Annotated in this window: 11 protein-coding genes and 1 pseudogene; 5 read left to right on the forward strand and 7 right to left on the reverse strand. The window is 67.7% G+C overall.

Annotated features, from left to right (window positions below; translation table 11 throughout):
- Positions 1–18 precede the first annotated feature (18 nt).
- The 5 genes from ACFOYU_RS14435 to ACFOYU_RS14455 form a co-directional block, all read right to left on the reverse strand.
- The gene (locus ACFOYU_RS14435; protein ID WP_377034131.1) at positions 19–390 is read right to left on the reverse strand and encodes a hypothetical protein; all 372 of its coding nucleotides are present in this window, start codon (positions 388–390) and stop codon (positions 19–21) included.
- Between the two features lie 12 nt (positions 391–402).
- Positions 403–1737, reverse strand: coding sequence for a molybdopterin-dependent oxidoreductase (locus tag ACFOYU_RS14440; RefSeq protein ID WP_377034132.1), 1335 nt, complete (start codon positions 1735–1737; stop codon positions 403–405).
- A gap of 165 nt (positions 1738–1902) precedes the next feature.
- Positions 1903–2718 carry a prolipoprotein diacylglyceryl transferase family protein gene (locus ACFOYU_RS14445; RefSeq protein WP_377034133.1) on the reverse strand — a complete coding sequence of 272 codons (816 nt, stop codon included), beginning with the start codon at positions 2716–2718 and terminating at the stop codon, positions 1903–1905.
- A gap of 35 nt (positions 2719–2753) precedes the next feature.
- Complete coding sequence (locus ACFOYU_RS14450) at positions 2754–4154, reverse strand: ATP-binding protein (RefSeq protein ID WP_377034134.1); 1401 nt, start codon at positions 4152–4154, stop codon at positions 2754–2756.
- A 1-nt stretch (position 4155) separates the two neighbouring features.
- A complete protein-coding gene (locus tag ACFOYU_RS14455) occupies positions 4156–4815 on the reverse strand; it encodes a response regulator (protein ID WP_377034135.1) in 660 nt (219 codons plus the stop codon).
- Positions 4816–4911: 96 nt separating this feature from the next.
- Between ACFOYU_RS14455 and dsbD the strand changes: the two genes are divergently transcribed.
- From dsbD to ACFOYU_RS14480, 5 genes and pseudogenes are all read left to right on the forward strand, one after another.
- Positions 4912–6708, forward strand: a complete 1797-nt coding sequence (gene dsbD, locus ACFOYU_RS14460; protein WP_377034136.1) for a protein-disulfide reductase DsbD — start codon at positions 4912–4914, stop codon at positions 6706–6708.
- Complete coding sequence (locus tag ACFOYU_RS14465; RefSeq protein ID WP_377034137.1) at positions 6708–7208, forward strand: thioredoxin family protein; 501 nt, start codon at positions 6708–6710, stop codon at positions 7206–7208. The genes dsbD and ACFOYU_RS14465 overlap by 1 nt, the downstream gene beginning before the upstream one ends.
- Before the next feature lie 40 nt (positions 7209–7248).
- Positions 7249–7884, forward strand: coding sequence for a DsbA family protein (locus tag ACFOYU_RS14470; RefSeq protein ID WP_377034138.1), 636 nt, complete (start codon positions 7249–7251; stop codon positions 7882–7884).
- Positions 7885–7931: 47 nt separating this feature from the next.
- Positions 7932–8600: pseudogene (locus ACFOYU_RS14475) on the forward strand (L,D-transpeptidase); the annotation flags it as partial.
- A 51-nt stretch (positions 8601–8651) separates the two neighbouring features.
- Positions 8652–9353, forward strand: a complete 702-nt coding sequence (locus tag ACFOYU_RS14480; protein WP_377034139.1) for a DsbA family protein — start codon at positions 8652–8654, stop codon at positions 9351–9353.
- Positions 9354–9405: 52 nt separating this feature from the next.
- On the opposite strand, the gene ACFOYU_RS14485 is transcribed toward ACFOYU_RS14480, so the two are convergent.
- Positions 9406–10497, reverse strand: a complete 1092-nt coding sequence (locus tag ACFOYU_RS14485) for an LLM class flavin-dependent oxidoreductase (protein WP_377034140.1) — start codon at positions 10495–10497, stop codon at positions 9406–9408.
- 118 nt (positions 10498–10615) lie between these two features.
- Positions 10616–11506, reverse strand: a complete 891-nt coding sequence (locus ACFOYU_RS14490; RefSeq protein ID WP_377034141.1) for an MBL fold metallo-hydrolase — start codon at positions 11504–11506, stop codon at positions 10616–10618.
- Positions 11507–11642: the final 136 nt, after the last annotated feature.

Raw genomic sequence — 11642 nt, forward strand, 5'->3', positions numbered from 1 at the left:
AGGCGCCAGGAATCTCGCCTATTGCGGCGCGAACGGGTTCCTGAACCCGCCCGCCCGCGACGGTGCCTTGGGCGGGTGGTGCGTGGCGAGATAGTCGAGGATCAGGTCGCGGTCGGCACCCTGGATGTCGGGCATGCCGTGCCGCTCCGTCATCCACGTCATCGTCTCGTCCCATTTGTCACGGGTCATGCCCTGGTTCGACACCAGCCTGTAGCCATGGCAAGCCGTGCACAGGCCGAAGGTCTCGTCCCGGCCCGGCCCCTCCGGCAGGTCCTCGACCTGCTCGTCCTTGGGCGTGAAGGCCTGCGCAGGTCCCTGCTGGGCCTGCGCGGTGGCGAAAGAGGCCGATGCCGCTAGGGCGAGTATCGGCAGCCAGTAAAACAATCGCACGATCAACGACCCTCAACCCACCAGGACGGCCACGCGGTGCATGGCGTTGCCGCCGTAGCCCTGCGGGTTCCAGTTGTGGGCCACCGGCGGCTGCATCCGGCCGTTCGCGTCCGTGGCCCGCGTCCAGATCTCATAGTAGCCGTCCGACGGCAGCGGCACGGTCGCCGTCCACCGGTTCCAGTCGTAGCGGTTGCGGGTGGGTGCCAGCTTTGCTTGGGTCCAGGTCTGACCGGCATCCGTGGAGACGTCGACGCGGCTCACCGTGAGATCGCCGGCCCAGGCAGCGCCGCGCAGCGCCACCTCCCGCGTTCCAGCCGGCAGCCTCGTTCCGTTCGCCGGAGCGGTGATGATGCTGCGCACGGGCATGGATTCGAGGATGCGGAAGTCCTTCTCGTCCGCGTTGCCGCCCGGCACCATCGGCGTGTTCGGCACCCGGTAGGAGGTGCCGGTCATGCCCTGTCCGTCATGCTCGCGGTCGCGGATCGTGATCCGCGTCAGCCACTTGTGCGACAGCGAGCCCGGCCAGCCGGGAATGACCAGCCGCAGTGGTCCACCATGGATATTGGGCAGCGGCTCGCCGTTCATCAGGTAGACGATCAGGCTGTGCGGCTCCATCGCCTTGGCGATGGGCATGCCGCGCGACAGCGACTCCTTTGTCGTGTCGCCCGACAGATGCGGGTCGGCACCGTAATGGGCGGTGTATTTGGCAGTGTCCTTCAGTCCCGCGGCCTGGAGCACCTCAGTCAGCGGGATGCCGGTCCATTCGGCGCAGCCCGCGCCGCCGTTGGTCCATTGATTGCCTCTCGCCTGCGGCTGAAAGAACGAGCGGCCGTTGCCGCCGCATTCGAGTACCATGCGGTAGGTCCTGGGCTGGAAACGGGACTTCAGCTCGGCCAGCGTCAGCTCAAGCGGGTTGTTGACCTCGCCGTCGACGGTGAGCTTCCAGGCATCCGGGTTCGCTGCCGGCTCGGGGATCTGGCCGTTGTTGCGGATGAAGAACTTCGAGATCGGCGTCGTCTCGTCATCGAGCAGGTGCTCGGGCGTCTCCGCCACCAGGGGCCGCTCGCCGAGGACAGCGAGCCCCTTCTCCTTGCCGGGATAATCGAGGGGCTGCGGGCCGGAGGGCTGGGCAGCACCGCCCAGCGCGGGAGCCCCCTGCGCCAGGGCCGATGGAATCATGGTGCCGGTTGGATTCGAGGACAGGGGGACGGTGGCACCCACGGCGGCCCCGAAGCCTGCCAGGCTGACGCTGCTCAGGAGCCCACGGCGGCTGATCCCTCCGGGCTCAGGGGGCTCGTGATCGTCAATGGGTGGTTCTTGGGGCGACCGCTCGGTTTCGCGTGTCATGGCGTTCCTCCGCATGGCCCCCGCCGCGCTTAGGCCCATGGCCGCAGCGTCGTTTGGCGCATGGTAGGACAACAAGCTTGGCCTGTGAAGACAGGGCGCCAGAGCAGGGAAGCATGCGGCGCGTCGTAAGGCCGTTCCCAGGCTGCGGGGGCTCACCCCAACTCCTCACTGGTCCCCCGGGCGCTCCGGCACGAGGCGTGAGACCGCCGCAGCCAAGGCCTCCCGCGAGATCTCGCCGACATGCACCGACCGAAGCCGTCCGTCGCTCCCGATGAACAGGGTCGCCGGCAGGCCCGGCATGGCGTAGTGGCGCGCTACGTCCCGCCGCGGATCGAGGAGGATGTTCGGCAGTGTGAGCCTCTCGCCCTCCAGGTAGCGCTCGATGGCGGCACGCCCTTCGCCCTGGTTCACGAACAGGAACGTGACGTCATGCCGGCTTGCCGCGATCTCCGCCATCATCGGCATCTCGCGCCGACAGGGCGGGCACCAGCTCGCCCACAGGTTCACGATCACGGGCCGCCCGCCGGGCGACCTGAGGGTTGCCGAGCCTCCCCCAAGCCTCTCGAGCGCGACATCGGGCGTCGGCGTCGTGGGCGTGGTGTTGGTCAGTTGCCACGCGACGCTCCAGGCAAGCAGGGCGATGGCGAGGCTGGCCGCAGCGCCAATGGCGGCCCGGCGCGTCCTCACCAGGGCCGCGAACACAACGGCAACGGCGGCAGCTCCCCAGGGCCAGGCGAACCCGCCCTGCCAAACGGCAAGCATGCGCCAGGGCTCCGCCGCGAAACCGGCAGCGTTCTCGATGACATGGCCCAACCGGGCAGCGATCAATCCAGCGACCAGGGTCCACGTAGACCAGCGCCCGAGCCGGGGATCAAGGCGGGAGGACAGGATCGCCGTCGCGACCATGAAGATGCCGATGCCGATAATGGCCGCGAGGCGATCACCGGCGAACACGAGGGGACCGATGGAAACAGGCTGCATGGGGATCCTGGTCAGGGGTCCAGCTTAAGGCAGCCTTAAGGAGCGGTCGCGGCCGGGTGCCGTCGGGGGATATCGTCCGCCCTCCCGTTGCCCGCCAGTGGGAGGCCGAACCCGGCCCGCAGCCCGGAGCGGTCCCGGCGGTTGCGAAGTGCCAACGTGCCCTTCGCCCGCTTGAGGGCCGCCTCCACGATGGCAAGGCCGAGGCCGCTGCCCACGGCGCTGCGGTGGCGGCCCCGGAAGAACCTGTCGGTCACGCGGCCGATCTCGTCCTCCGGAATGCCGGGACCCTCGTCCTCCACGGCGACGGCGGGCGGGTGGACGCCATCGTCGAGGAACCACCTGACCCGGCCGCCCGGGGGGGAGTGCTGGACGGCGTTCTCATGAAGGTTGCGCACGACGAGGTGGAACAGCTCGCGGTTCATGCGGCATGTCATGCCGCGAAGCGCCGGATCGATCTCCACCGTGATGCCGCCCCGGCCCGTGCCGAGGCCTGCCGTGATCTCCTCAATGGCCTGCCCGACCCAGATGTCCTGCTCCCCGGCGCCGTCGGTCGCCGCATCGAGCGCGGACATCTCGAGGAGCTGGCGCACGAGACGCGTGGTGCGGTCGACGGCCACCAGCGTTTGCCTCAGGGCCCCTTCGCGGGTTTCCGGGTCCTTCGCCGCCAGCGCCACCTGGACCTGGGTGCGCAGCCCGGCGAGCGGGGTGCGGAGCTCGTGCGCAGCGAAGGCGGTGAAGCTGCGCTCGTGCTCGCGCGCTGCCGCGACCTTGCCGAAGAGGCCGTTGAGGGCCTCGACGACGGGGCGGATCTCCGAGGGCGGGTTGCCAAGGCTGATCGGGCACAGATCCTCGGCACCGCGTTCGGTGAGGCCGTGCGTGAGGCGGCGCAGGGGCCGGAGCCCGCGCCCGACGCTGGCCCAGATCAGGAAGGCCAGTAGGGGCATCATCAGGACGGCAGGCAGGAGCAGGCCGCCGACGAGGTCCGTCACGAGGCGGTCACGCAGCCCGCTCCGGTCACCGACCAGCACCCGGATGCCCTTGTCGCGGTCGGCCACGGAATAGACCCGCCACGGCTCGCCGCCGACCTCCCGTTCCGAGAACCCGCTGGCCTCGTTCGACAGCTCGGTCTCCGGTGCTCCGCTGGAGCGGCCGATCAAGCGGCCGTCGAACGACCAGATCTGGCATGAGAGCTGGCGTTCGTAGCTGAGCGGCACGGCCTCGGGAACGGAGACCGGAGTCCCGGCGCGGGCCGCCAGCGCGATGGCATCGCCTTCCACGAGCGAGCTGACCATGCGGGCGGCTTCCATGAGGCGGTTGTCGAGGACAGTCTGGAGCTGGCGTTGGGTATGGACGTAGACCCACGCGGCGGCGCAGAGCCAGACGAGGCCCGTGGCCGCCACCAGGATGACGAACAGGCGGGTGCGGATGGAGGTCACGTCAGGCGCTCCTGAGCCTGTAGCCGAGGCCACGGACGGTCTCGACGGCGTCGCGCCCGATCTTGGCGCGGAGGTTGTGCATATGCACCTCCACCGCATTGCTCTCGACGTCGTCCTGCCAGCCGTACAGGCGGTCGGCGAGCTGGTCCTTGGACAACACCGTGCCCGGGTGCGCCATCAGCGACTCGAGGATCGCGAACTCGCGCCGCGACAGGCCGACCGCACGTCCGTCGACCTCGACCGTGCGACGGCCCGGATCGAGCACGATCCCGTTCCAGGCCATGACCGGGGACGCACGTCCCGAGGCCCGGCGGGCGATGGCGCGCAGGCGGGCCGCCACCTCGTCGAGATCGAAGGGCTTGCCGAGATAGTCGTCGGCCCCGCTGTCGAGTCCGCCGATCCGGTCGACTACGGTGTCCCTGGCGGTCAGCAGGAGAACCGGGGTGGTGTCCTGTCGCCTGCGCAGGTCGCGCAGGACGTCGAGACCGGAGCCGTCCGGGAGCATCAGGTCGAGCACGACCGCATCGAACTCGGCGGTTTCCAGGGCCGTACGGGCATCGCCGCACGAGGCCATGGCATCGACCGTGTAGCCGTGAAGCTCCAGGCCCACCCTGAGTCCGTCGAGCAACACCTCATCGTCCTCAACCACGAGAATACGCATCAGGAACCTCCTCGGGCTTCATCCCGGGCCAGGCTTAAGGCTGCCTTAAGGTTGGCCGGGAGGGTAGGGGAAGTCACCCCTGTCGCGAGGCCCCACTTGTCCCGGAACCCCATTCGAATCCTGTTCGCGTTCATGGCCCTGCTCCTTGGGGCACCCGGAGCGTGGGCGCAATTCAAGATTCCGACACCGGACGAGGTCTTCCGTCTCAGTGCCTCCAGGAGCGCGGACGGAGGCGTCATCCTCGAATGGGCGATTGCCCCGGACATGTATCTCTACCGCGACAAGATGATTGTCTCGGCCTCTCCCGGCGACACCCAGCCGATCCCGGCCGAGACCAGCCCCGGCATCAAGAAGGACGATCCGACCTTCGGCACAACCGAGGTCTACCATGACGCGGCCCGCGCGACGATGTCGGCCGGCTCGCTGGCCGCCGCCGGCTCGCCGCAGACGATCCATGTCACCTATCAAGGCTGCGCTGAAAAACTCGGCATCTGCTATCCGCCCGAGACGAAGGCCATACAGCTCGCAACGCTCCCGGTGGCGGATGCCGGCGCCTCGGGCACGACGGCGAGCGCTGCCATCTCGAACCAGGCGGCGGCACAGGACAACGGGCAGGGCGATGGCTGGATGGACGGAAGCCTCGCCTCGGTCCTGGCGACTTTCCTCGGATTCGGACTTCTGCTCGCCCTCACTCCTTGCGTGCTGCCGATGATCCCGATCCTGTCGGGCATGCTGGCCCGCAGCGGGGGGCCGCTCTCGGCCGGCCGGGGCTTCGCGCTCTCGACGGTCTACGTGCTGGCCATGGCTGCCGCCTACGGGCTCCTGGGGGTCGCGGCGGCCTGGTCCGGCCAGAACTTGCAGGCGGCCTTGCAGACGCCGTGGGCGCTCGGCGCCATGAGCGTGGTGTTCACGGCCCTCGCGCTGTCGATGTTCGGCCTGTTCGAGCTCCAGCTCCCCAGCTCCTTGACCAGCTTCATCTCCGGCCGGACCTCCGGGATGGGCGGCACGCTTCCCGGTGCGGCGGCCTTGGGCTTCACCTCGGCCCTGATCGTCGGCCCCTGCGTGACGCCGCCGTTGGCAGCGGCGCTGCTTTACGTATCCCAGACCGGCGACATGGCACGCGGGGCCGCGGCCCTGTTCATGCTTGGCCTCGGCATGGGCCTGCCGCTGATCGTCTACGGTACCATCGGGGCCAAGGCCCTGCCGAGATCCGGGCCGTGGCTGGTGCGCGTCAACCAGGTCTTCGGCGTCGTCTTCCTGGGTGTCGCCGTCTGGATGCTCGGCCGCGTCGTCCCCGCCCAAGTGACACTTGCCCTATGGGCCATGCTCGCCATCGGAGCCGGCGTGTTCCTCGGTGCCTTCGATCCGGCGCCGAGCTGCCCGGCCCGCCGGGTCGCGAAGGCGGCAGGCATAGCGGCGGTGCTTTATGGCGGCACCCTGGTCGTTGGCACGGCAGGCGGAGCAACCGATCCGCTCCAGCCGCTCGCCTTCCTGGCCCGTGGATCGCAATCTGCGCCAACGACCGGGCTGGCGGCCACCCGCGTGACCACGCCCGAGCAGTTCGATGCGGCGGTGAGCACGGCCCTGGCACAGGGCAAGCCGATCCTCGTCGACTTCACGGCGGATTGGTGCGTCACCTGCAAGGAGATCGAGCGGAACGTCTTCGGCAACCCGGACGTGCGGGAAAGGCTCAAGGACGTGGCGTTCATCAAGGTGGACGTGACGGACTACGACGAGGCCAGCCGCACCCTCATGCAGCGCTTCAGCATCATGGGGCCGCCGACGATCCTGTTCCTGGATCCGAAGACAGGACAGGAGATCGCTCCGGTGCGGACCATCGGCACGATCGATGCGGATGGCTTCCTCCGGAAGCTCACGGCGGCCGGTGCGTGATGGCTGTCAGTTCCTCCCGTTCCCGTGTCTTCGCGCGGGCCGATGTGTGCTCGCGTCGGACGATCCTGACGTACGCAGCCCTTCTCCCGGGCTTGGCGCTCGCGCCCCAACGGGTGCAGGCGCAGGCGGCGGAACTGGCCTTCGCCCATGTCTCCACGCGGGAGGCCTTCGATGCGGCGGTCAGGCGGGCTCGCGCGCGGAACAAGCCGGTGCTGGCGTACTTCACGGCGGAGTGGTGCCTGATCTGCAAGGGCATCGACGCCCGCGTCTTCTCCAATCCCGTCATCAGGACGCGGCTTGAGGGCATCGCGCTGGTGCGTGCGGACGTGACCGCCGCTGATGCCGGCAACCGGGCGCTCATGGAGCACCTTCGGGTAGCAGGCCCGCCGACGATGTTCGCCATCGATTCGAAGGACGGCCGGGAGATGCCCCGAACCCGCTTGGTCGGACCCGTCGATGCCAACCTCTTCCTCGACACGATCAATCTCGCTGGCCTGTGACCTGGCCGCTCGTCCCATCCTCGCCCACGGGAGTAAACCGATGCCCCACCTCACCAAGTCCTTCCTTGCCGCGTTGCTGGGGGCACTGGTCCTCGCCGTCCTCGCGCTCCCCATGCTGGCCGTGGCACAGGACAGGGAGATCTCGGTCGATGCGATCCTGAATGATCCGCAGGCCCCCGTCGGCGGCAACCCGAAGGGCGATGTCACCATCGTGGCGTTCCTCGACTACAACTGCCCCTTCTGCAAGCAGTCGGCCCCGGACCTGGAGAAGCTGGTGAAGGACGACGGTAGGATTCGGCTAGTCTACAAGGATTGGCCGATCCTCACGCCGGCCTCCTTCCACGGTGCCCGGCTCGCCTTGGCCGCCAGGAACCAGGGCAGGTACGAGCAGATGCACCACGCCCTTATGGCCATTCCCGGCCGCAGGATCGGCAAGGAGACGATGACTGAGGCCGTCCAGGCCTCCGGCGTCGACATGGAGCGCCTGAACGCGGACCTGAAGCAGCACGGCGCCGAGATCCAGGCACTGATCCAGCGCAATCTCGATCAGGCCGACGCGCTGGGGCTGTCGGGGACACCGGCCTACCTGATTGGCCCGTTCAAGGCCTCGGGCGCGCTCAGCTACGAGCAGTTCCAGCAGGCGGTCACCGCCGCCCGTGCGCAGGGCAAGCAATAACCCGCCCGGCTCCTCCGACCCCCGTTCCCCTCCCTGACAGGAAGTCCATGTTCAAGTTCATACGGCTCACCGGCCTCTTCCGTGCGCTCGTCCTGATGCTGCCAGCGGCCTTGGCGGCCTGCAACACCACTGCGAGCGCGCCGCCTCCGTCAGTGGCTGCCGCACCTGCTGTCGATCCCGTCACAGCCGAACGCTACGCCGCGGTCAGCACCGACAAGCACCCGGTGCCGGGTGTCGATCCCGCCACGCTTAAGCCACGCAACGTGCGTCAGCTCGTCGACTACGCGACCACGGAGAAGCCCGGCACCATCGTGGTCGATACGAACGCCCGCTTCATCTACCTCGTGCAGGAGGGCGGCAAGGCGCTGCGCTACGGCGTCGGCGTCGGCAAGGAAGGGCTGGAGTTCAAGGGCACGGCGACCGTGCAGCGCAAGGCGCAGTGGCCGCGCTGGACCCCGACACCCGACATGATCAAGCGCGAGCCGCAGCGTTACAAGAAGTGGGCCGGCGGCATGGAGGGCGGCACCGACAATCCGCTCGGCGCCCGCGCCCTGTACCTGTTCAAGGACGGCAAGGATACGCTCTACCGCATTCACGGCACCAACGAGCCTGAGACCATCGGCGAAGCCGTGTCCTCCGGCTGCATCCGCATGATGAACCAGGACGTGATCGACCTCTACAGCCGCGTCCCGGCCGGTGCCAAGGTGGTCGTCCTGTGACGGCCATCCACCCCTTGCCATGACATCCAATCTGATCGGAGTGATACCATGAATTTCGACCGCCGCCGGATCATCCAGGGCGCCGCGCTCGCCCTTCTGGCACCGTCATCCTTCAACGCTGCCCGGGCTCAGAGTGGGGAGGGCTGGCACCCGTTGACAGGTGATGACGGCAAGCCCGTGCCCAACGCGCGCCTGCCGGTCGAGCTGACCAACGAGATCGAGCATCTGCCCGGCTTGATCTGGGTCGGCTCCAAGAGCACCGCCGTCACGCTCTACGAGTTCTTCGACTACAACTGCCCCTACTGCCGGGTGGCGGTGAAGGACCTGAACCTTCTGGTGAAGAAGCGGCCGGAACTGCGCCTCGGATTGATCAACAACGCCGTCCTGTCCCTCGGATCGATGCAGGCCGCCAAGGTGGAACTGGCGCTTTCCCTGCTGAAGGGCCCGGCCGTGGCCTACCAGTTCCACCAGCGCCTGTTCGCCATGCCGGGCACGAACGACGGCACCCGGGCGCTCAAGGTCGCCGAGGACCTCGGTGTGTCCAGACGCGAGATCGAGCCCGTGGCCGACAGCGAGAAGGTTGGTGAAATGCTGCGGGAGCAGATCCAGCTCGCGGCCAGCCTGGGGCTGGCAGCGACGCCGTCCTTCGTCGCGGGCGGCGTGGGCGTGCTCGGTTATCCCGGCCCCAGGACCATCGGCAGGATCGTCGCTGCCCTCGACAAATGCGGCGAGGTCGTCTGCCTGGCCTGACCGTTCTGGGCAGTGGTGTAGTCTCTGCCTTCGGGGTGCCCGCACCAGAGCACTATGTGCCGGCCCCCCGATCCGGCATCCCATAGGCATCCGCGATGAGCTCGGTCGAGCGATGGATGGCGGCAGGCGAATGCCCGAGGTTCAACAGCATGAGTTCGTCGGCGCCCAGACGCCGCTGCCAGGCGTTCAACCGCTCCACGACCTGCGCACCGGTCCCGCTCATGATCTTGGCGTTCCACATCTCGATCATTTCCCGCTCGGACGACGAGTACGGATAGGCCTCGGCCTCCTCCGGGGTGGGAACGACAGGGGACCTGCGCTGGGACATGCGCATCATGCCGTGGGAGTACGCCCAAGCCTGGCGCCGCGCCTCGCGCTCGTCATCCGCGGCCAGGACGCCGAAGCTGGCCATGGCATAGGGCCGATCAAGCACGGCGGAGGGCCTGAAGTTGTGACGGTAGAGGGCGAGGGCGGGTTCGACGTTCTCATCCGCAAGGTGTGCCGCGAAGGCAAACGGCAATCCAAGATGCGCGGCAAGCTGCGCCGAGTAGCCCGACGACCCAAGCAGCCACACCGGGGGGCGCTCGAACGAGCGCGGAACGCCGTTCTCCCTGTCCTGCCTCGGACCCGGAACGGCGAACACGCCGTCGCCGTAAGGACGGCCTCCAGGGAAATTATCATCTAGGAGGCCGATCAGCTCCATGACCTGGTCCGGGAAATCCTCAGCGCCGATCTGCCCGCGCCGCAAGGCGGCCGCGGTCGTCATGTCCGTGCCCGGTGCCCGGCCGAGGCCCAGATCGATGCGCCCCGGGGCAAGCGACGCCAAGAGTCCGAACTGCTCCGCAACGACCAAGGGCGGGAAGTTCGACAGCATCATGCCTCCCGAGCCGAGACGGATCGTCTTCGCCTCGCCGACGAGACGGGCCAGCAGGATCGGGGGCGATGACGTGGCAACGGCAGGCAAGGCATGATGCTCGGCGTCCCAATAGCGGGTGAATCCCCGCCGATCAGCCAGACGCGCCAGCTCGATGCTGGCGGACAGGGCCTCATGCGCCGTAATCCCCTTGCCTGTCATGGCAAAGTCGAGAATGGACAAGGGAACCGGCGCGCTTCCATGCCGCGTTCCAAAAATCGATGCAGTCACTTCAACGCTCCCGATTGTGGCCTGCGTGATGTCGTTTGCGCCGGGCATGGACGTCTGGCGGAGTTGATCCGCTCGAAAACAATGGAGAGCCCACCCCAATTAGGGTGGGCACCATGGGTCAGAACTTCAGGATTTGCCCGTCGGCGGGAATTCGGACACGATCCTGCATGCCGTTCTGCTCGACGTATTCCCGCAGGTCCTTGCGGCTTAACGCCATGTGGTTGATCGCATCCATGTGGACGGCCAGGATGGTAGCGTTCGGTGCGGCCTTGTACGCGCGGTGGACATCGTCCTTGCTCATGATGATCGATCCGAAGTAGCCCAGCATGCGGGCCTCGCCGGCGTTCAGGATGATCACGTCGGGCTTGAACTTGGCCAGGCTCTGATCGACCTCGTTGCGCCAGATGGTGTCACCGGCGAGGTACACGGTCGGCGAGTTGGGAGCCTGGAACACAACCCCCATGGCCTTGCCCAGAGCTTCGGCCACCTGGCTGTTGGCGTACATCTCGTCCGTGCCGTGCTGTCCGCCCGTCCTCGTCAGGCGCACGCCTTCGAATTTCGTGTTCTCGCCCAGGACGCGAACATCGGTGAAGCCCTGCGCGCGAATGGTCTTGGCATCGGCTTCGTTCTGCACGAACAGGGGGATGCCCTTGGGCAACTGCTGATGCTTGTCACCGTCCCAGTGGTCGAGGTGGGTGTGGGTCACGATCACCGCATCCACGTCCTTCATGACCTCCTCGACCGACATCGGAAGCTCGACCGTCGGGTTGCGCAGGTGGCTGCGGAAAGACCCCTCGAAGCCGGGATAGGTGTCCTTCTTCGCCAGGAACGGGTCGACGAGGAAGGTCCTGCCTGCGTAGTCGATCTTGGTCGTGGCGTTGCGGATGTGCTGCATCTGCACGGATGCCGTGCCGGGCGCCGAGGTGGGCTGGGCTGCCTGTGCCGGTAGGGCCGCCACTCCGAGGGCGAGGGAAATCGCGATGGCACGTAGGGTCGTGAAGGTCTGCATGTTGCTGCTCCGGGTACGAGGTTGATGGCAAGCAGCATTACCGGCGCGTCATGGCTCCGAACAGTGGCCTACGTGACAACAAGCGATGGTTTTGGGCCAAAGGACCGAGGCCTTGCCAAGCCTCGCTCTGGCGGAA

The organism is Microvirga sp. GCM10011540, assembly GCF_042650665.1.
GTDB classification, from domain to species: domain Bacteria; phylum Pseudomonadota; class Alphaproteobacteria; order Rhizobiales; family Beijerinckiaceae; genus Microvirga; species Microvirga lenta.

Coding starts and splice junctions, on each gene's coding strand:
- ACFOYU_RS14440 (WP_377034132.1), bottom strand. CDS start 1,737: ATGACACGCGAAACCGAGCGGTCGCCCCAAGAACCACCCATTGACGAT.
- ACFOYU_RS14465 (WP_377034137.1), top strand. CDS start 6,708: ATGGCTGTCAGTTCCTCCCGTTCCCGTGTCTTCGCGCGGGCCGATGTG.
- ACFOYU_RS14455 (WP_377034135.1), bottom strand. CDS start 4,815: ATGCGTATTCTCGTGGTTGAGGACGATGAGGTGTTGCTCGACGGACTC.
- ACFOYU_RS14480 (WP_377034139.1), top strand. CDS start 8,652: ATGAATTTCGACCGCCGCCGGATCATCCAGGGCGCCGCGCTCGCCCTT.
- ACFOYU_RS14445 (WP_377034133.1), bottom strand. CDS start 2,718: ATGCAGCCTGTTTCCATCGGTCCCCTCGTGTTCGCCGGTGATCGCCTC.
- ACFOYU_RS14490 (WP_377034141.1), bottom strand. CDS start 11,506: ATGCAGACCTTCACGACCCTACGTGCCATCGCGATTTCCCTCGCCCTC.
- ACFOYU_RS14470 (WP_377034138.1), top strand. CDS start 7,249: ATGCCCCACCTCACCAAGTCCTTCCTTGCCGCGTTGCTGGGGGCACTG.